The organism is Staphylococcus rostri, from assembly GCF_002902145.1.
Taxonomy (GTDB): Bacteria; Bacillota; Bacilli; order Staphylococcales; family Staphylococcaceae; genus Staphylococcus; species Staphylococcus rostri.
In genome coordinates this window covers 14,728-35,534 of the sequence record NZ_PPRF01000040.1, presented here as the reverse complement: position 1 = coordinate 35,534, position 20,807 = coordinate 14,728, and the positions used below count along the sequence as shown (strand labels likewise).

Here is a 20,807-nt window from a genome sequence, read left to right as displayed (position 1 = left end):
TCCCCCCTATTTTTCTTCTATTTCATCCTCAAGCACAACCACGTCTTCATTCACGTCATCTACGAGTGCTTCTTCATCGACAACAGCTACTTCTTCGTCATCCGCTTCTGCAACAACGGGTTGTGGTTGGTCTAGACCTAATGCTTTGGCATCTGACTCAGACTTAATGTCGATTTTCCAACCTGTTAATTTCGCAGCAAGACGGGCGTTTTGACCACGTTTACCAATCGCAAGTGACAATTGATAGTCTGGTACGATAACTGTTGTTGATTGATTTTCTTCGTCAACGATAACGTCAACAACTTGTGATGGGCTCAATGCATTGCGTACAAATACTTTCGGATCTGCATCCCATTGTACGATGTCAATTTTTTCGCCACCTAATTCTTCAACAACTGCTTCAACACGTGCACCTTTTGCACCGACACATGCGCCGACTGCATCAATGTCGCCATTTTCCGCATAAACACTGATTTTTGAGCGATCTCCCGCTTCACGCGCAACTGATTTCACTTCAACTGTACCTTCAAAGATCTCTGGTACTTCTTGTTCAAACAAGCGTTTCAACAAACCTGGATGACTACGTGATACGAAGATTTGTGGGCCTTTTGTCGTTTGTTCCACTTTATTCACATACACTTTAATGCGTTCGTTAGGTAAGTATGTTTCGTTCGGGCTACGTTCTGCTTCTGATAAAACAGCTTCAGTTCTACCAAGGTTTACGTAAACATAACGGTGATCTACACGGTCAATAACACCTGTTACAATGTCATCTTCTTTGTCGATGAACTCCTCATATAAAATCTCGCGCTCAGCGTCTCTCAAACGTTGCATAACTGCTTGTTTCGCTGCTTGTGCACCCACACGACCGAAATCTTTTGGTGTCACGTCTTCTTCATAAATATCGCCAATTTCATACGCTGGGTTTTTCACCAATGCTGTTGAAAGATCAATCTCTTCACGGTCGTCAAAAACTTCTTCAACAACTTCTTTACGTGCAATAACGTGGAATGTACCGCTGTCTAAGTTCAATTCAACGCGGACGTTACGCGCGCTTTCATAGTTCTTTTTATAGGCTGTGATTAATGCTGCTTCAATGGCATCCACTAACACTTCTCTTGGAATTCTTTTTTCTTTTTCTAAATACTCAGTCGCTAATAATAATTCATTACTTTTCACGAATCTTCCTCCTTACATACATTAAAGCATGACCGCATGACGTGCTTTCGCAATTTTATCGCGCGGTATTGTGATGACTTTTGTTCTCGCTTTAATCTTCACTGACATATCAATTGTCTCATCCGTTACGGCAGATAGTGTACCTAACCATTCTTTGTCACCTTCAATTGGTGCATATAACGATACGAAAACGGGTTGTCCAATTGCTTTTTGATAATCTTCCTCTTTCTTGATAGGTCGTTCTGCCCCTGGAGATGCAACATCTAAATAATAAGCTTGCGTGATTGGATCGTGTTCGTCCATCACTTCGCTAATGTATTCAGATGCACGCGTACAATCGTTGAGATCAACGCCACCCGGTTTATCAATTGAAATACGCAAATAATGATCGCGTCCTTCTTTTGTAAATTCAACATCTACCAATTCATACCCTAAATCGTCAAGGACAGGTTGGATTAACGCTTCTACTTGTTCTGTAATTTTACTCATACGTGCCCCCTATCAGTGACATACAAACAGAAAAGAGCGGGTAACACCCACTCTTTCTGCTTGAGTCCATTTTTTATAAGCAACATTATTATATCACATAACCCTCGTGACGACAAATGCGAATCTACATGTCAAAAATTGAGAGTTGGGCTTTGTCGGGCATATTCGGTAATGAACCTAATTCATCAAGATACTCAATGATTTTAGCAGATACACCTGCTTTTTTGTTGAGGTCTTCTTTTGATAAGAATGGGCCTTCTTCACGTGCTTCAACAATACGTTTTGCTACGTTCTCACCTAGTCCCGGTACTGCTATAAATGGTGGGATTAAGGTATCGCCTTCAATAATAAATTCAAAGGCTTGGCTCTTCTCAAGGTTCACAGGTTGCATTCTATAACCACGATGTGCCATTTCGTTCATAATTTCTAAAACGGTTAATACGTCTTTTTCTTTTTTACCTAAGTCCATATAACGGCTGTACATATCTTTTACCGTGTTACGGATGCTGTCTTTATCTTTAATCATCGTTAATAAGTCAAAGTCTGACGCACGCACAGTAAAGTAGCTTGCATAATAATAGAGTGGATGATGCACTTTGAAATATGCAATTCTCACTGCCATTAATACGTAGGCTGCGGCATGGGCTTTCGGGAACATGTATTTGATTTTTTTACATGAATCCAAATACCATTCTGGGACTTCGTTATCACGCATGGCTTGTTCAAAGTCTTCGGTTAAGCCCTTCCCTTTACGTACGGACTCCATAATTTTGAAGGCGAGTGATGGCTCGAGACCGGCATACATCAGATAAACCATGATATCGTCACGACAACCGATACAGCTTGATAGCGTACATGTGCCGCTACGTACTAAGTCTTGCGCATTGCCTAACCATACGTCCGTACCGTGTGACAGACCTGAGATTTGAACGAGCTCAGAGAATGTCGTCGGTTTCGTGTCTTCAAGCATTTGACGTACGAAACCAGTACCGAACTCTGGGACACCGAATGTTCCGGTTTTTGCGAGAATCTCATCTTCTGTCACGCCTAAGGTTTCAGGTGAACTGAAGATGCCCATTGTTTCTTTGTCATCGACTGGAATAGTTTTCGGATCGATGCCAGATAAGTCTTGAAGCATACGAATCATGGTTGGATCATCGTGTCCGAGAATATCGAGCTTCAACACGTTGTCGTGAATCGAATGGAAGTCGAAGTGTGTCGTCATCCATGCAGAGTTTTGCGCGTCGGCTGGATATTGAATTGGTGTGAAATCGTAAATATCCATGTAGTCTGGCACAACGATGATACCACCCGGGTGCTGACCTGTTGTACGTTTGACACCCGTACAGCCTTTCACAAGACGGTCGACTTCAGCGCCTCGCTTGTGAATGCCTTGGTCGTTGAGATAGCCTTTAACAAATCCAAACGCTGTTTTCTCGGCAACCGTACCAATCGTTCCTGCACGAAAGACGTAATCTTCACCGAATAGTACTTTCGTGTAGTTATGTGCATGTGGTTGATATTCCCCACTGAAGTTTAAGTCGATATCGGGTACTTTATCCCCTTTAAATCCTAAGAACGTTTCGAACGGAATATCTTGTCCTTCCTTAATTAACGGCGTACCACATTCACATGTCTTGTCTGGCAAGTCGAATCCTGAACCGACAGACCCATCGTTAAAGAATTCGCTTTTCTTACATTTTGGACAAATGTAGTGTGGTGGTAACGAGTTAACTTCTGTGATTTCCGTCATTGTTGCTACGAAGCTCGAACCAACCGAACCACGTGACCCTACGAGATAGCCGTCTTCTAACGATTTCTTCACGAGTCGCTGTGAAATCAGATAGATAACGGCGAATCCGTTACCGATAATACTGTCTAGTTCTTTTTCCAGACGATCGATAACGATTTGTGGCAAGTCATCACCATACAATTTTTTCGCATTGTTATAGCTCATTTCTCGAATTTCTTCGTTAGCACCTTCCATATTCGGTGTATACAACTTATCCTTAATCGGCACCACTTCTTCAATGCGTTCCGCCAATGCACGTGTATTCGTCACGACAAGTTCTTTCGCACGTTCTTCGCCTAAAAAGTGAAAATCTGCGAGCATCTCATCCGTTGTACGGAAATGTGCTTCCGGTAACGTTGTACGATTCAGTGGATTTCCCGGTTGTGACGCAATTAATATTTTACGTGCAATGCCATCATGTTCATGTAAGTAGTGCACATTCCCGGTCGCAATCACAGGTATGTTGTTCGTTTTACCGACTGCTAAAATACGTTCATATATCTCCACAAGTGTTTCATTGTCGCGAATCAATTCTCTGTCTAGTAAGTCTTGGTACAATGCCGGTGGTTGCACTTCAATATAGTCATAATACTTCGCGATACGTTCTACTTCAGACTGATCACGCTGCATGACCGCTGTAAACACTTCACCTTCGTCACACGCCGTTCCGACCAGTAATCCTTCGCGGTGTTCATCTAATACCGAACGTGGAATACGCGGTGTACGGTAGAAATATTTCACGAGTGATTGACTAACAATCTTAAATAGATTTTTCAATCCTACTTGGTTCTGTACAATTAACGTCACGTGTTGAGGACGTGCACGTTTGTACGCATCTTCATTAGATAACTGTTGGTTGATGTCTTTGTGATTGTGAACATTCAGCTCTTTCAATTGCGCTAACATCTTCACAAAAATATACGCCGTCGCTTCTGTATCATAAATCGCTCTATGGTGTTGTGTAAGTTCAACACCATACTTCTTCGCTAAGAAATTCAAACCATGCTTACCGTAACTCGTGTTAATCGTACGCGACAATTCAAGCGTATCAATCACACCATTCGTTGACGGACCGAAGCCGAGGCGTTCATACCCTGTATCGATAAAGCCCATATCGAATGATGCATTGTGGGCAACAAATATCGCATCGCCCACCCAATCTTTAAATTCTGTCAGCACTTCTTCAATTTCAGGCGCGTCACGTAACATATCGTCATTGATATGCGTTAAGTTTTTAATGGTCTCAGATAACTTCTCGTGCGGGTTACTGAATCGTTCAAACTTATCAATAATTTCGCCGTCCTTCACTTTGACAGCCGCAAGCTCAATGATTTTGTCATATTGGTTAGAGAGCCCTGTTGTTTCGACGTCAAATACCACATACGTCGCAGATTCTAAAGCGATATCTGTCGGCTTATACGCAATTGGTACGCCGTCATCCACGAGCATCCCTTCCATACCGTAAATCATCTTAATACCATGTTTCTTAGCCGCCGCATAAGCATCTGGATATGCTTGTACAACGTTGTGATCCGTTACAGCAATCGCGTCATGTCCCCACTTCGCCGCTTGTGCCACGTAATCACCAATATTAGACACACCGTCCATTTGACTCATCGCTGTGTGCAAATGGAATTCCACACGTTTTTCTTCCGCTTTATCTTGTTTTTCTGTATGTTTCACTTCTTCAATATCTGACATCATCATCACAAGATCACGGATGTACATATCTTCTTCAATACGTCCTTGTGCGCGAACCCATTTACCTTCTGACAATGCTTTAAAATGTTCCAAATCGTCTTTATTTTTACGCGTAAACATTTTTAACACAAGTGAGTCTGTATAGTCCGTTACTTTCAGCTCGACAATGTGACGACCACTCTTCAGCTCTTTCAAATTGATGTCAAAAATAACCCCTTCAATTGCAACTTTGAATTCTTCTTCAATAATGTCGGAAATTGGGCGGATATTTTCAACTTGAATCGGTTTACCAATTTGACATTTATCTACCGTTACGCCACTTTCTTCTTGTTGCGCACGTTGTTCTTTCATTTTTTCAATTTTCTCTGTTGCTTCTCTTGCACTTTGTTCATCTTCTTGTTGGATGTGCGCTTCTAATGAGGCAAGATCGTCATCTTGACCTGTCATATCCGTTTCAAATACGACTTTATCAACATCAAAACCGCATTGTTTCAACGCTTTAACTAAGCTACCATTACATACTTTATCAAAGTGATCACGTTCAATATCATTTTGGACGAGTACTTTGACAACATCCCCTGAGACAATAATACGCTTCTGACGCAATTGGCCTTTCACTTTAGGAGATAGCGCCGTCTGATCAATACAATCAGCAAAGTATTTTAACAAATGCTCATCTTGATTTGCTGTCGACTGCACACGAATTTGCCAGTTGACCTGTGCAATATCCTTGAACGTCTCCTTCATTGCATGCGTAAAAACCGCATAATCTTCGTAAGACATCACATGCGGTAACGTAATATGAAATGTCCATTCACGCGTTTTCTCAGATACATCGACACGATTTAACGCACTATTTTCTATCATTTCCGTATCAAAATGATCTAACATATTCAATTGCTTGAGCAGAATTTTGAACTTTTCTTGATTCTGTAGGTCCATTTTTTAATCCACCTTATCGATCAAATAAAATCTAATTTCGTTATGTATAGAATATGAATAGGAGTGGGACAGAATCTTAAATTTAACAAAGAATTCGTTGCCCCACCCCCGTAAGGATGATGAGAGAATCAAATGTCTTGGAGTTGGGACACAATCAATTTAAGCACTGGAGAACCGATAAACGATACCCCAACATCACTCACATTTTATCTCTACAATTATATTCTATTATAGCAAAGGAAGTCACTAGATATCTTAGACTTGCTCATAAAGTCCTTCAATATAATCTACTAATGCATCCACTGCAACTTCTTCACTGTCACCTGTATCACGGCGTTTCACTTCCACAATACCGCCTTCAGCATTTTTACCTACAACAATGCGAATTGGCAGACCGATTAAGTCAGCATCATTGAACTTAACACCAGCACGTTCTTGACGATCATCATATAACACATCGTATTTTTCTTGAAGTGTCGCATATAACTTCTCAGCCAATTCAAACTGTGCTTCTTTTTTCGGATTAACCGTAATTAAATGTAAATCATATGGCGTTACGGATTTTGGCCAAATAATACCGTTATCGTCATGATGTTGTTCGATAATTGCGCTCAACGTTCTTGATACACCGATACCGTAACAACCCATTGTTAAGTGTTGTTCGCGACCTTGATTGTTCAAAATTGTTGCATTCATAGATTTCGAATACTTTTCACCAAGTACGAATACTTGACCTACTTCGATACCTTCAGCAAACTTCGCATTACCTGAACCGTCAGCAAGTGGCTCGCCTTCTAAAATGAAACGGAAGTCACCATAGCCGTCGACTTCAAAGTCACGACCAACAACTGCATTGACATAGTGGAAACCGTCTTCGTTCGCACCGACTGGGATATTCACTAAATCTTGTACAGAATTATCCGCATATACTTTAATCTCGCTGTCTGTTACAGGACCTAAAGAACCAGGCGCTGCACCTAATAAGTTACGGATTTCATCTTCCGTCGCCATTGTGATATTGTCCGTGTTGAAATAATCTTTTAACTTCACGTCATTAATTTCGTGATGACCGCGTACTAAGACCATGACAAATGCGTCGTCTACTTTGAACACCATTGATTTCGTTGTTTGTTCAAGTGGCTTGCCTAATAGTTCAGCTAATTCTTTCGCAGACTTCACGTTTGGTGTCGCGATTTTTTCCAATGCTTGTGGCGCTTCTTTAGCCGCATCAGATGGTACGTATACAACTTCTGCTTTTTCAATATTCGCCGCATAGTCACTGTTGTCGCTATACACGATAGTATCTTCCCCGATGGCACTTAGCGCATGGAATTCATGTGTATAGTTCCCACCGATTGCACCTGAATCCGCAACAACCGGACGTACATTCAAGCCTACACGTTTAAAGATACGTTTGTAAGCATCGTACATATCTTGGTACGTCTTCATTAATGATTCCTCATCAGCATGGAATGAGTACGCATCTTTCATAATAAATTCACGGCCACGAAGCAAGCCGAAGCGAGGGCGTTTCTCATCGCGGAACTTTGTTTGAATTTGGAACAATGTTAATGGTAATTGTTTGTATGAACGTAACTCGTCACGAATCAATGAAGTAACAACTTCTTCGTGTGTTGGGCCAAGCGCAAATTCACGTTGGTTGCGGTCGCGTAGACGCATTAACTCTGCACCATACGCTTCCCAACGTCCTGACTCTTGCCATAATTCTGCGTGTTGTAATACAGGCATTAACACTTCTACTGCATCAATGCGTTCCATCTCTTCACGAATAACCTCTGAAATTTTTTGTATCACGCGTGTTGCAAGTGGTAAATAGCTGTATACCCCTGCTGTATTTTGTTTAATCAGTCCTGCTTTTAATAATAATTGATGACTTAACGCTTCAGCTTCTGCAGGAACTTCACGTAATGTCGGTATAAAGACTTTCGATTGCTTCATCTTTATTTGTGCCTCCTTGTTATCTCGTTATAAAAAATACCTTTGAATGTCATTCCATGTGACTAATACCATCACGACCATGACAAATACAGCACCCGCTGCAATAATGATTGTTTCAGCCTTTTTATTAGCTGGCTTTTTAAAGATTGCTTCGTAAATAACAAATAATATACGTCCACCATCTAATGCTGGAATTGGCAATAAGTTCATAATTCCTAAGTTAACACTTAAGGCTGCCGTCCAGACAATTAAATTAATAATACCAGTTTTTACGACTGTATCAACGTTTTTATAAATACCTACAGGCCCGTTCAACATATCAAAACTGAAGTCTCCAGTAAATATGCTACCTATCATAGCCGATACGGCAACAAAGATGGTTTTACCAAAACGGAGGGTTTCTTCCCCAGCAAAAACAAGTGGCTCAACTAATGAGCGCTCTCTCTTAGGTAAAAAGCCGAGTTGGTAATCTGTTTGTTTTTGATTTTTAGTCACTTTCACTTCATTTTTTTTAGGCGTAAATGTTTTCGTGATTGTTTTACCGTCACGTGAGACTTTAATCTCGGTTTCTTTACCGCCTGTTTCACGTAACGCACGTTTCACATCACTAAAACGATTGATTTTATCGCCATTAATTTCAGTAATCGTGTCACCTTTTTTTAGACCGATCTGTTCAGCCGCCATACCTTTACCAACTTGATCAATTGTTGGCGTAGGTGCACCTTGATAATAGGCTAAACCAAGCAACAACACAAACGCTAAAATAAAGTTAAATAGTGGCCCTGCAAACAATGTTAAAAACTTTTGAAATGGTTTCTTATGTGTAAATTGACGATCATGTGGCGCAATTTGAATTAAGCTACCATTTTCAACAAAAAATGCTTTGCGCGCAACTGGATAGCGGTGACGTGCATCATCGTATGCAGCAACGCCTTCGATATACATGCCTTCCTCTAAGTCCACTTGCTTCACTTCTAATGCTTCAATTTGTTGGAATTTATGTTGATCATCTAAAATCACATGCGTAATTTCTTCTTGCTCATTTAACTTAATGCGGATGTGCATCCCTGGTTGAACGGGAGATTCTTCCAAGCCATCTCCAGCCATACGAACGTACCCACCTACTGGCAACAAGCGAATGGTATACAGCGTTTCATTTTTACGGAAACTTAAAATTTTAGGTCCCATACCAATGGCAAACTCTGGACACATAATACCTGCGCGTTTCGCAAAAAACATATGCCCATATTCATGCACAGAAACGAGTAAACCAAAAACAATAATAAATGCAATTATGGTTACAAACACAGAGCGCTACACCTCATATTCCTTAGATTTATACTGTTTATCAACGGCTAAAATTTGTTCAAGTGTCGGATGTTCAATCACTTGGTGTGCCTTCATTTCACGCTCAATTAAGCGCTCGATATCTAAAAAGCCAATTTCACGATTTAAAAACTTAGCAACTGCAACCTCGTTAACAGCATTTAATACAACAGGCATGGTGCCGCCTATTTTCAATGCATCATAGGCATATTTTAAACATCTGTATCGATCAAGGTCCATCGCTTTAAAATTCAGCTGTGCAACTTCAGCAAGGTTGAGTGACGGTGCATCGTGCTCAATACGATTTGGATATGTAAATGCATATTGTATCGGCATACGCATATCCGGCGTACCTAACTGTGCCATCACACTCGTATCGACAAATTCAACCATCGAGTGAATAATGCTTTCCTTATGTAGGATTGTTTCAATTTGTTCAATATCTAAATCGAACAACCATTTTGCTTCAATCACTTCAAAGCCTTTATTCATCATCGTTGCGGAATCAATTGTAATCTTTTGCCCCATCGACCAGTTCGGATGATTCAAAGCGTCTTCTACCGTCACCGATTCCAATTGGTCACGTGACAAGTCTCTAAATGAACCCCCACTTGCTGTAATCGTAATTTTTTTAATTTGACGGTGATCTTCCCCATTCAAACATTGGAAAATCGCAGCGTGTTCTGAGTCTACTGGTAAAATGTTGACACCGTGTTTTTTCGCATGTGCCATAACCAGTTCGCCTGCAACGACAAGCGTCTCTTTGTTAGCCAGCGCAATGTCAATGCCTTGTTCAATTGCCGCAATGGTCGGTGGTAAGCCTACACTACCTACTAATGCGTTCAATACAAGATCATTGTGTGACGCTGTTGCAACTGCTTTTAAACCTTCTGCACCACACACTACTTCAACATCAAATTCTGCAAAACGTGCCATGTCAGCCTCATATTGCACGGATACAATATCCGGATTAAGTCGTGACACGATATCTATTGCTTCATCTACGCGCTTACCTACTGATAGTCCAACTAAATTAAAATGCTCTGGATGACGTTCGATCACGTCAATGGCTTGTTGACCGATAGAACCTGAAGCGCCTAAGATTGCTATATTTTTCATTACTTGCTCACTTCACTTTACATTTGAATTAAGAAAATATTCATTAATGGTAAGACGAACATAAAACTATCGAAGCGGTCCAAAATACCGCCGTGCCCAGGTAACAAACGCCCTGAGTCTTTAACACCGAAATGGCGTTTAAAGCCAGACTCTACTAAGTCACCAAGTTGGCCAAATGCACTCAATACGACCGTCAAAACAAGTATCCAAATCATATTATAATGAAACGGCATAAAGAACATGAATGACAATGGTACAAGTAAGCTGCATAATAAGCCCCCGATAAAACCTTCTATCGTCTTGTTCGGGCTAATGACTGGCCATAACTTGTGTTTACCAAATGAGCGACCGAATATGTATGCGCCTGTATCTGTCAACCACACGATTAACAGACCGAATAGAATGAACTGTAACCCTGCTTCACGTGTTTCGTAAAAATACATAAAGCCAATGCCGACGTATGCTACGGACATTAAGCAAAATGCTGAATCCATGAAACTAAAACGGTTTTTCGACATTACCGTATAACTTAGAATAAGAAAACTTAAAATAATGAGCCCTTTTTGTTGTAATATAGGCACCCATTGTCCAAATTCTTCCGGTAACATAATAATGACCAAACCGATTGCGCTAATCAATCCAGGAATTGACAGAAAGCGAATGCGATTCATATTTAATAATTCCTTTAAGGCGATTAATGCAAGTGCGAATGTGAAATACATCCATGTCGCACCACCCACTAACAGAATGGGTAAAAACACAATAAGTGCAATTATCGTTGTAATCGTTCTGACCTTCATCTCACTGCTCCTATCTACAATCCTCCAAAACGTCTTTGGCGTGATTGATACGTTTTTATACATGCTTTTAAATCTTCATCGTTAAAGTCTGGCCACATCTTCTCATTGAAAATAAATTCACTGTACGACAGTTGCCAAATCAAAAAGTTACTAATGCGTTGCTCACCAGACGTACGGATGAGTAAATCTGGATCAGGAAACGCGCCTGTCATTAAATACTTAGAAAAGTCCTTCTCAGTCAGCTGCTCAATATCACTATCCGAAGCATGCTTATAATTTTTAATGACATTTTGAATTCCATGCATAATCTCCGCTCTACCACCATAGTTAATCGCAAAGATAAGTGTTAATCCAGTATTGTCAGCTGTCTTTAACTTTGCCTCTTCAATTGCTTGAATCGTTTTCGTTGGCAATTCGTCAATAAAGCCGATTGTTTCCACTCGAACGTTCTTCTCAATTAATTCCGGCAAGAACGTATTCAAGAAATTAACCGGCAAGCCCATGATATAATTAATCTCTTCTTGTGGACGTGACCAGTTTTCAGTTGAGAAAGCATACAGCGTCAAATACTTAACGTTCAAATCACTTGCTGCACGTGTAATCGTTTTAATCGTCTCCATACCTTGATAATGCCCTTTAATTCGCGGCATCTTGCGCTGTTTCGCCCAGCGTCCATTACCATCCATAATAATCGCAATATGTTCTGGTATATGATGCAAGTCTAATGTATCAAGACGCGCTTGTCTATCGTTGTTTTTTTTGAATATCTTAAACATGCGTGTTCCTCCGAGCCTGTAGTGTCTCTTAAATATTATCATCTTACTAACAAACATTCATCTATCATTTTATCACACTCGAACAGCGCATAAAATAAACATAGAAAAAACTGTACCAAAGTCTGATTCGGTACAGTTTCGTTTCTTCGTTATATTGTAGTTTGTCAAAGGCTGAGAAGCCATTAAACAGCATTCCAACCTACGCTATGACGCACTACACAAATATTCAGAACGGTTAATGACATCGCATGTATCAAACGACACACACGCATTAAACAGACATAATATCTTTTTCTTTATCTGCAACGAGTTGATCGATTTCTTTAATTGCATCGTTTGTAACGTCTTGAACCTCGTCTGAAGATGAACGTAATTCGTCTTCTGAGATTTCACCGTTTTTCTCTTGTTTCTTCAATGAATCGTTAGCATCACGACGAATGTTGCGAACAGATACTTTCGCGTTTTCACCTGTTTTCTTCACTTCTTTAACAAGTTCTTTACGACGCTCTTCAGTTAATGCTGGTACAGTAATACGGATTACTTCACCATCACTTGTTGGGTTAACACCTAAGTTAGCAGCGATAATCGCACGTTCGATCTCTTTCAATGATGTTTTATCATATGGTGAGATTACAAGTAAACGCGCTTCTGGCACATTGATACTTGCTAATTGTTGAACAGGTGTTGGGGCACCGTAGTAGTCCGCATTGACACCAGCTAATAAGTTTGAGTTCGCACGACCTGCGTTAATTTGTGCCAATTCACGTGATAAATTTTCAGCAGATTTTTTCATGCGCGCTTTTGCATCTTTAATAATTGCATTCATTGTCAAAGTCACCTCTATATTATTTTGTGATAATTGTTCCGATATCTTCACCTAATACAGCACGTTTGATATTTCCTTCTTCCATGATTGAGAACACTTTTAAAGGAATATCGTTGTCCATACAGAATGAAGAGGCTGTTGAGTCCATTACTTGTAATCCTTCTTGTAAAAGTTGGATATAAGTTAAGCGCTCATATTTTTGTGCGGTTGGGTCAACTTTTGGATCTGCTGAGTATACGCCATCCACATTGTTTTTACCCATTAAGATTACTTCCGCTTCTACTTCAGCGGCACGTAATGCTGCTGTCGTATCAGTTGAGAAGTAAGGGTTACCGATACCTGCTGCAAAAATAACAACACGTTTTTTCTCTAAATGACGAATGGCACGACGACGAATGTATGGCTCTGCCACTTGTTTCATCTCAATTGAAGTTAGTACACGTGTATCACAGTCAAGCTGTTCAAGACTATCTTGTAATGCTAAAGCGTTCATTACTGTTGCAAGCATTCCCATATAGTCAGCAGTTCCGCGGTCCATGCCGAGGTCACTACCTGTTTTACCACGCCAGATGTTACCGCCACCAACGATAACAGCAACTTCTGTATCCATTTTCGCTACTTCTGCGACTTGTTGCGCAATACTTTTAATAATAATTGGATTGATACCAAATCCTTTTTCTCCTGCCAATGCTTCTCCACTAAGTTTCAAAACGACTCGCTTATATTTTGAAGTTTCAGTCATTATCTATTAACCTCTCTATTCGTATTATATGGAACAATACAAGTAAAGAAGACACAATAGGTATCTTCCTTACACACGGCTTCAACATCAATGCATTGAAGTCATGCAAAGGAGGACACAACAGGTGTCTTCTTTCTTATACAAAACCGTGTTGATTATTTCATTTGTCCTTTTACTTCATCCGCAAAGTTTTCTTCACGTTTTTCCATACCTTCGCCCACTTCATAGCGTACGAAGTCAACTAATTTACCGCCTTTAGCTTTAAGGAACTGTTCAACAGTTTGGTCTGGATCTTTAACGAAGTCTTGGTTAACTGCACAAATTTCTTGTAAGTATTTGCGTAAACGACCTTCAACCATTTTTTCAACGATGTTTTCAGGTTTACCTTCGTTTAATGCTTGTTGTTTTAATACTTCTCTTTCGTGAGAGATTTCTTCTTCGCTTACTTGGTCAGAAGAAACGTATTTAGGGTTGATTGCAGCGATGTGCATTGCTACGTCTTTAGCAGCTTCTTCGTCAGTTGAACCTTCAACAACTGAAAGTACACCGATACGTCCACCCATGTGTAAGTATGCACCAAATGCATCGTTGTCAGTTTTAGTTCTAACTGCGAAACGACGTAAGCTTAATTTTTCACCGATTGTTGAAATTGCTTCAGTCATGTGTTCAGATACTTTTTTACCGTTTGGTAATGTTGTATCGTTTAATGCTTCAACAGTTTCTACTTTAGTATCAAGAATTTGGTTCGCGATGTCTTTAACAAGCTCTTGGAAACCTTCGTTACGTGCAACGAAGTCTGTTTCTGAGTTGATTTCAACGATAACAGCGTCGTTACCTTTTACTTCTACATGTGTAATACCTTCTGCAGCAATACGGTCTGCTTTTTTAGCTGCTTTAGCAATACCTTTTTCACGAAGGTAGTCGATCGCTTTGTCGATGTTACCTTCAGTTGCTTCAAGCGCTTTTTTACAGTCCATCATACCAGCGCCTGTTCTTTCACGTAATTCTTTTACAAGTTTAGCTGAAATTGCCATTCACTATTCCTCCAATATCAATTCATTCATTATTTTAAAAAAAGGGAGATAAGCATCAATATCTTATCACCCATTTTAAGATTCTACTTAGTTAGATTCAACTGATGCTTCAGTTTCTGCTTTTTCATCTTCGTTTAAGTCGATGTTTTGTTCAGCAGCTACCTCATCATTAGATACACCTTGTTGACCTTCTAAGACTGCGTCTGCCATTTTACCAGTTAATAACTTAACCGCACGAATCGCATCATCGTTAGCTGGGATTACATAGTCGATTTCATCTGGATCACAGTTTGTATCAACGATACCTACGATTGGAATGTTTAATTTACGTGCTTCTGCAATCGCATTACGCTCTTTTCGTGGGTCAACTACGAATAATGCTTGAGGCATTGATTTCATATCACGAATACCGCCTAAGAATTTGATTAAACGGTCGTATTCTTTTTTAAGTTCAACAACTTCTTTTTTAGGAAGTACGTCGAAAGTACCGTCTTCTTCCATTTTTTCAATTTCTGAAATGCGGTGTACACGTTTAGAAATTGTTTTGAAGTTTGTTAAGATTCCACCTAACCATCTTTGGTTAACGTAGAATTGTCCAGCACGTTCTGCTTCAGCTTTAACTGATTCTTGTGCTTGTTTTTTAGTACCTACGAATAAGACTTTACCGCCATCTTCAGATACTTGTTTGATGAAGTTGTATGCTTCTTCAACTTTTTTCACTGTTTTTTGTAAGTCGATAATGTAAATACCGTTACGCTCAGTGAAGATGTACTTTTTCATTTTTGGGTTCCAACGGCGTGTTTGATGACCGAAGTGAACACCAGCTTCTAACAATTGTTTCATTGAAATAACTGCCATAATAAAATTCCTCCTGTTGGTTATATTCCTCCACGTTAACTCATATAAAAACGATCACTTGAATCGCACCCATTTATATGCCTGTTGAACGTGTGTGTTTTGGCATTTAATAGCCGCATATAAATATACCATAATGCCTTTTTATATGCAACAGTAAAGTTGATTATTCCATGCGGTCTAATTCGTCTAAAAATGCGCGTTTTTTCACTTTGATAAATGTTCCTTTCATACCAAGTGAACGTGACTCAATAACGCCCGCACTTTCTAACTTACGCAATGCGTTTACGATAACTGAACGTGTAATACCCACACGGTCAGCGACTTTAGAAGCGATTAATAATCCTTCTGTACCGCCTAACTCTTCAAAGATATGATCGATGGCTTCTTTTTCTGAGTAAGATAATGAGTTGATTGCCATAGAAATTGCTGCTTTATCACGTGCTTGTGCTTCAATTTCAGAATGTTTCTCACGTAGAATTTCCATACCGATAACAGTGGCTGCGTATTCACCTAATACAAGGTCATTTTCATCAAATGGATCTGATAGGCGACCAAGTACTAATGTACCAAGACGTTCGCCACCACCAATAATTGGGAAGATTGTCGTTTTAGAATCTTCAAATAAATTTCTACTTTCAAGTGGGAATACTGAAAGTGGATCTTCAATATCAATATTTGAAGATGTTTCATATACGTGCATTAATTTTTCAGTATACGCATCTGGAATATGATGATCATCTAGCATTTTATTAATACGTTCATTTTTCAATAATTCGTTTAGGCAAGATCCTAAAATCTTACCGCGTCTCGAGACGATAAATACATTTGTAACTGTTACTTTACTAATCGTTTGTGCAACGTCTTTAAAGTTAACCGAAATTCCTTTATGTTTTTGTAATAAGCTACTAAGTTCTCTTGTCTTTGTTAATAAGCTCATGTCACTACTCCTTTTTATAATATAAATTCACTAAGATCTTTATTTGTTGAAATTGTTTTTAACTTATCATCCACATATTGAGGGGTAATATCAACGTGTGCATGTGGCATATTCGCCGCTTCATAGGATAAATCCTCTAACATTTTCTCTAAAATTGTGTGTAAGCGTCGCGCGCCAATGTTATCTGTCTCTTGATTGACGTGATACGCCATTTCAGCTAAGCGTTGAATCGCTTCGTCGCTGAAATTCACAGTCACTTCTTCTGTTTTAAGCAATAGCTCATACTGCTTAATCAGTGAAAGTTTAGGTTCAGTCAGTATTCTTACAAAGTCATCCACCGTTAAGCTTTGTAGCTCTACACGGATTGGAAAACGCCCTTGCAATTCTGGAATCAAGTCGCTCGGTTTAGAGACGTGGAATGCACCCGCGCCAATAAATAGCATGTGTTCCGTACTAACCGTACCATATTTTGTTTTGACAACGCTACCTTCAAGAATAGGCAAGATATCACGTTGAACACCTTGGCGTGATACATCTTGACCCCCACCGTGCCCGTTAGATGTTGCCACTTTATCAATTTCATCGATAAAGATTATTCCCATCTGTTCGGCTAAATCAAGTGCTTCTTGGTTCGCTGTCTCGTGGTCAATCATCTGATCTGCAAATTCATCCGTTAAGATTTTGCGTGCAGTTTTGACCGGTACTTCTTTTTCAACTTTTTTCTTCGGCATCAATTGATTCATCATTTCTTGCATTTGCTCGTTTTGTTGCGTGCCTAACATACCAAGCGCACCTGGATCCTGTTCCACTTTAACACGTACTTTTTCTTCTTCCAACATACCTGCTAGCAATTGCTTTCTAATCTCAGAGCGTTTTGTTTTAATTTCTTCTGTTGGCGGTTCTTCCTCTTCTTCTTGAGTCTGACCAAAGTTCGGTAACGCTCCACCGAATAATGATTCAAGTGGATTGTTCGTATTTTGAGCTGCTTTTTTCTTCATGCTCGGCACAAGTAATTTAACAAGCTTATCGTTGGCTTTATTACTCGCAACTTCTTGCACAGCTGCTTTCTTTTGGTCTTTCACAAGGCGCACCGCTACATCAACAAGGTCACGTACCATACTTTCCACATCTCGCCCTACGTAACCAACCTCTGTAAACTTTGTTGCCTCCACTTTGACAAATGGCGCACCGACGATTTTTGCCATACGTCGTGCAATCTCGGTTTTCCCAACACCTGTTGGCCCCATCATCAAAATATTCTTCGGTGCAATTTCCTGTTTAACATCATCGTCTAACAAACTACGACGATAACGATTTCTCAATGCAATTGCTACTTTTTTCTTTGCTTCTTCTTGTCCGACGATATACGCATCTAGCTCGGAAACGATATCTTTAGGTGTTAACTTAATCGCATTCGTATCCATAAGTACGAAACCTCCATTATAATTCTTCCACTATGATGTGGTCGTTTGTAAATACGCATATCTCTGAAGCAACTTTGAGGCTTTCATAAGCCATCTCTCGTGCATTCAGATGCGTTGCATGACGTTTTAATGCGCGACCCGCACTCAAGGCAAAATTACCACCTGACCCAATCGCAATCAGGTCGTCATCTGGTGCAATTACTTCGCCCGTACCGCTCACTACTAAAATGTGCTCTGCATCCATTACAATTAGCATCGCTTCTAATTGGCGGAGTTGCTTATCGCCACGCCATTCTTTTGCAAGTTCTACAGCAGCTCTCTCCAGCTTACCGCCATACTGTTGCAATTTCATTTCAAACTTTTCAAATAACGTAAAAGCGTCTGCAACACTTCCTGCAAAACCGGCAATGACTTTACCATTATATAACTTTCGAACCTTTCTGGCATTTTGTTTCATAATGACTTGTTGACCTAATGTCACTTGGCCATCGCCTGCCATCGCGGCTTCACCGTTATGTCGCACTGCATAAATTGTCGTTGCATGAATTGATGAACTCATAAATGCTTTACTCTCCTTTTTGTGCACGTGGATGTGCTTGTAAATAGACATTGCGCAATTGTTGATTCGTCACGTGCGTGTAGCGTCCAGTTGTCGATAAATTAACATGACCTAACAAGTTTTGTACAGTTCGAAGGTCCGCACCCGCGTCCAACAGATGTGTCGCGAATGTGTGACGCAACTTATGTGGATGTATGGCTGTAACACCTGTCGTTCGCTTTACAATATCATTCAAGATATAGCGAACACCTCGTTCTGTAATCGGCTTGCCTTGCATATTCACAATGAGGTAGTCGTGTTTCGCACGTTGTATTGGCGTAAATGACTCCAAATAATCGATAATACTTTGACGACAAAACTCACCAAACGGCACAATGCGTTCTTTCTGTCCTTTCCCCATGACTTTGAGCAAGGACATCGATAAATCAACATCAGACTTTTTCAGTCCGACAAGCTCCGACACACGTATTCCAGTTGCATACAGCAGTTCCAGAATAACGCGGTCTCTTAAACCTTTTGTGTGATCATGGATAACTGTATCAAACAGTGCATCCATTTCTTCAGCATAAAAAAATGATGGTAAGTAACGCTCTTTTTTCGGGTGAACAAGCTGTACAAATGGATTCGTGATATTCTCCTCTATCGTCATCCAATACGCATAGAAACTACGCAACGTTGAAATCTTACGAGAAACCGTCGTACGTTGCAAGCCCATGTCGTATAACATTTGTAAATACCCTCTCGCCTCTTGATAACTAAATGACCGTAAAGTCAGTTGCTCTTGTACCAAAAAGCGATTAAATTGAACGATATCATCATGATATGCTTTCAGTGTGTGTTCTGAGAATAGGCGCTCATATTTGAGCATATTAAGAAATTGTTGTTGGATTTGTTCCAAAGTAAAAACCCCTCCATCATTTGCATTGTAGCACAATGATAAGGGGTCCTGCATAGAATAACTGTTAAATATTCACAGTTATCTAAATTTTACTACTTTTGTCAAATACTTTCGTAAGTTATTGCAAAGTTTGTTTAAAGCTATCAAGATATGTCAACGCACGATTGGCAAGTGCTTCATAGCGTTCTTTTTTATCTTTGACACGCTCTGGCAATGACGGTACAAGACCAAAGTTTGCATTCATTGGCTGGAAGTTTTTATTATTCTCTGCGTGAGAGATATAATATGCCATACTACCTAACATTGTTTCGCGTGGGAAGATAACGTCGCCTTTACCTAGCATACGATGCGCTAAGTTAATACCTGCAATCATACCACTTGCTGCACTTTCGACATAACCTTCAACGCCCGTCATTTGACCTGCAAAGAACAGATTTGGACGTGCTTTAAACTCATATGTTTCTGATAAAACACCTGGAGAATTGATGAAAGTATTACGATGCATCACACCATATCGAACAATATCTACATTTTCAAGACCTGGAATCAAACTTAATACTTCTTTTTGTGCGCCCCATTTCAAACGTGTTTGGAACCCTACAATATTGTAAAGTGTGCCAGCTGCGTCATCTTGGCGTAACTGGACAACCGCATATGGACGTTTGCCTGTTTTAGGATCTTCAAGTCCTACTGGCTTCATCGGTCCAAACAATAATGTCTTCGGACCACGGCTTGCCATAACTTCAAACGGCATACAACCTTCAAAGTATTTTTCCTTTTCAAAGTCTTTCATCGGTGCAACTTCAGCTGCGAGTGTCGCTTCATAAAAACGCTCAAACTCTTCTTTTGTCATCGGACAGTTAAGATATGCTGCTTCACCTTTGTCATAACGTGATTTCAGATATACCTTATCCATATCGATAGACTCTTTTTCAATAATCGGTGCTGCCGCATCATAGAAATACAGTTGATCTGCACCTGTTAAAGCAACAATCTCTTCAGCTAAGCCTTCAGTTGTTAATGGACCTGTCGCAATAATCGTTGGACCTTCAGGAATTTTCGTAATTTCTTCATTTTTGACTGTTACATTCGGATGATTTTTCAAAGTATCCGTAATATAACCTGCAAAGTCATGACGGTCAACAGCTAAGGCACCACCTGCAGGTACACGTGCCTTATCCGCCGCCGCAATAATAAGCGAGTCCAAACGTCGCATTTCTTCCTTCAACACACCGACTGCATTTGTTAATGCGTTTCCTCGTAATGAGTTAGAGCATACCAATTCCGCAAACTTATCCGTATGGTGTGCCGGCGTTTGTTTGACAGGTCGCATTTCATATAAATTCACTTTAACGCCACGTTGTGCAAGCTGATATGCAGCTTCTGATCCCGCCAAACCTGCACCAATAATATTCACTGTTGTCATGTTACGACCTCCTTTTCTCG

17 protein-coding genes are annotated in these 20,807 nt (G+C 40.1%); all 17 read right to left on the bottom strand.

The annotated features are described in order from the left end of the window. Positions 1 to 6 precede the first annotated feature (6 nt). A complete protein-coding gene (nusA, locus tag CD122_RS06890; protein WP_103358262.1) occupies positions 7 to 1,179 on the bottom strand; it encodes a transcription termination factor NusA in 1,173 nt (390 codons plus the stop codon). A gap of 21 nt (positions 1,180 to 1,200) precedes the next feature. Next, a complete protein-coding gene (gene rimP, locus CD122_RS06885) occupies positions 1,201 to 1,668 on the bottom strand; it encodes a ribosome maturation factor RimP (protein WP_103358261.1) in 468 nt (155 codons plus the stop codon). Positions 1,669 to 1,792: 124 nt separating this feature from the next. Next, complete coding sequence (locus CD122_RS06880) at positions 1,793 to 6,103, bottom strand: PolC-type DNA polymerase III (protein ID WP_103358260.1); 4,311 nt, start codon at positions 6,101 to 6,103, stop codon at positions 1,793 to 1,795. Between the two features lie 255 nt (positions 6,104 to 6,358). Further along, positions 6,359 to 8,062 carry a proline--tRNA ligase gene (locus CD122_RS06875; RefSeq protein WP_103358259.1) on the bottom strand — a complete coding sequence of 568 codons (1,704 nt, stop codon included), beginning with the start codon at positions 8,060 to 8,062 and terminating at the stop codon, positions 6,359 to 6,361. 27 nt (positions 8,063 to 8,089) lie between these two features. Further along, the gene (gene rseP, locus CD122_RS06870; protein WP_103358258.1) at positions 8,090 to 9,370 is read right to left on the bottom strand and encodes an RIP metalloprotease RseP; all 1,281 of its coding nucleotides are present in this window, start codon (positions 9,368 to 9,370) and stop codon (positions 8,090 to 8,092) included. A 6-nt stretch (positions 9,371 to 9,376) separates the two neighbouring features. Next, entirely contained in the window at positions 9,377 to 10,507 is a 1,131-nt protein-coding gene (locus CD122_RS06865) for a 1-deoxy-D-xylulose-5-phosphate reductoisomerase (RefSeq protein WP_103358257.1), read from the bottom strand. 17 nt (positions 10,508 to 10,524) lie between these two features. Beyond that, on the bottom strand, positions 10,525 to 11,307 hold the full coding sequence (locus tag CD122_RS06860) for a phosphatidate cytidylyltransferase (RefSeq protein ID WP_103358256.1): 783 nt from the start codon (positions 11,305 to 11,307) through the stop codon (positions 10,525 to 10,527). A 14-nt stretch (positions 11,308 to 11,321) separates the two neighbouring features. Next, entirely contained in the window at positions 11,322 to 12,083 is a 762-nt protein-coding gene (locus CD122_RS06855; RefSeq protein WP_103358255.1) for an isoprenyl transferase, read from the bottom strand. A 271-nt stretch (positions 12,084 to 12,354) separates the two neighbouring features. Continuing rightward, complete coding sequence (gene frr, locus CD122_RS06850) at positions 12,355 to 12,909, bottom strand: ribosome recycling factor (RefSeq protein ID WP_103358254.1); 555 nt, start codon at positions 12,907 to 12,909, stop codon at positions 12,355 to 12,357. A 19-nt stretch (positions 12,910 to 12,928) separates the two neighbouring features. Then, positions 12,929 to 13,651 (bottom strand): UMP kinase, encoded by a 723-nt coding sequence (gene pyrH / locus CD122_RS06845; RefSeq protein ID WP_103358253.1) that lies wholly within the window; start codon positions 13,649 to 13,651, stop codon positions 12,929 to 12,931. Between the two features lie 155 nt (positions 13,652 to 13,806). Then, entirely contained in the window at positions 13,807 to 14,685 is an 879-nt protein-coding gene (tsf, locus tag CD122_RS06840) for a translation elongation factor Ts (protein WP_103358252.1), read from the bottom strand. 87 nt (positions 14,686 to 14,772) lie between these two features. After that, positions 14,773 to 15,543: a 30S ribosomal protein S2 gene (rpsB, locus tag CD122_RS06835; protein ID WP_103358251.1), complete on the bottom strand. Its 771-nt coding sequence runs from the start codon at positions 15,541 to 15,543 to the stop codon at positions 14,773 to 14,775. A gap of 163 nt (positions 15,544 to 15,706) precedes the next feature. After that, on the bottom strand, positions 15,707 to 16,480 hold the full coding sequence (gene codY, locus CD122_RS06830; RefSeq protein WP_103358250.1) for a GTP-sensing pleiotropic transcriptional regulator CodY: 774 nt from the start codon (positions 16,478 to 16,480) through the stop codon (positions 15,707 to 15,709). Between the two features lie 14 nt (positions 16,481 to 16,494). Continuing rightward, the gene (gene hslU, locus CD122_RS06825; RefSeq protein WP_103358249.1) at positions 16,495 to 17,904 is read right to left on the bottom strand and encodes an ATP-dependent protease ATPase subunit HslU; all 1,410 of its coding nucleotides are present in this window, start codon (positions 17,902 to 17,904) and stop codon (positions 16,495 to 16,497) included. A 16-nt stretch (positions 17,905 to 17,920) separates the two neighbouring features. Beyond that, positions 17,921 to 18,463: an ATP-dependent protease subunit HslV gene (hslV, locus tag CD122_RS06820; protein WP_103358248.1), complete on the bottom strand. Its 543-nt coding sequence runs from the start codon at positions 18,461 to 18,463 to the stop codon at positions 17,921 to 17,923. 7 nt (positions 18,464 to 18,470) lie between these two features. Further along, positions 18,471 to 19,361, bottom strand: a complete 891-nt coding sequence (xerC, locus tag CD122_RS06815) for a tyrosine recombinase XerC (RefSeq protein WP_169926483.1) — start codon at positions 19,359 to 19,361, stop codon at positions 18,471 to 18,473. A gap of 118 nt (positions 19,362 to 19,479) precedes the next feature. Further along, positions 19,480 to 20,787 carry an FADH(2)-oxidizing methylenetetrahydrofolate--tRNA-(uracil(54)-C(5))-methyltransferase TrmFO gene (gene trmFO, locus CD122_RS06810; protein ID WP_103358246.1) on the bottom strand — a complete coding sequence of 436 codons (1,308 nt, stop codon included), beginning with the start codon at positions 20,785 to 20,787 and terminating at the stop codon, positions 19,480 to 19,482. Positions 20,788 to 20,807: the final 20 nt, after the last annotated feature.

Bases quoted from the DNA above. Each gene is read 5' to 3' on its own strand.
- rimP (WP_103358261.1), bottom strand. From the start codon at position 1,668: ATGAGTAAAATTACAGAACAAGTAGAAGCGTTAATCCAACCTGTCCTT.
- CD122_RS06880 (WP_103358260.1), bottom strand. From the start codon at position 6,103: ATGGACCTACAGAATCAAGAAAAGTTCAAAATTCTGCTCAAGCAATTG.
- CD122_RS06875 (WP_103358259.1), bottom strand. From the start codon at position 8,062: ATGAAGCAATCGAAAGTCTTTATACCGACATTACGTGAAGTTCCTGCA.
- CD122_RS06865 (WP_103358257.1), bottom strand. From the start codon at position 10,507: ATGAAAAATATAGCAATCTTAGGCGCTTCAGGTTCTATCGGTCAACAA.
- CD122_RS06860 (WP_103358256.1), bottom strand. From the start codon at position 11,307: ATGAAGGTCAGAACGATTACAACGATAATTGCACTTATTGTGTTTTTA.
- CD122_RS06855 (WP_103358255.1), bottom strand. From the start codon at position 12,083: ATGTTTAAGATATTCAAAAAAAACAACGATAGACAAGCGCGTCTTGAT.
- frr (WP_103358254.1), bottom strand. From the start codon at position 12,909: ATGAATGCAATTATTAAAGATGCAAAAGCGCGCATGAAAAAATCTGCT.
- pyrH (WP_103358253.1), bottom strand. From the start codon at position 13,651: ATGACTGAAACTTCAAAATATAAGCGAGTCGTTTTGAAACTTAGTGGA.
- tsf (WP_103358252.1), bottom strand. From the start codon at position 14,685: ATGGCAATTTCAGCTAAACTTGTAAAAGAATTACGTGAAAGAACAGGC.
- rpsB (WP_103358251.1), bottom strand. From the start codon at position 15,543: ATGGCAGTTATTTCAATGAAACAATTGTTAGAAGCTGGTGTTCACTTC.
- codY (WP_103358250.1), bottom strand. From the start codon at position 16,480: ATGAGCTTATTAACAAAGACAAGAGAACTTAGTAGCTTATTACAAAAA.
- hslU (WP_103358249.1), bottom strand. From the start codon at position 17,904: ATGGATACGAATGCGATTAAGTTAACACCTAAAGATATCGTTTCCGAG.
- hslV (WP_103358248.1), bottom strand. From the start codon at position 18,463: ATGAGTTCATCAATTCATGCAACGACAATTTATGCAGTGCGACATAAC.
- trmFO (WP_103358246.1), bottom strand. From the start codon at position 20,787: ATGACAACAGTGAATATTATTGGTGCAGGTTTGGCGGGATCAGAAGCT.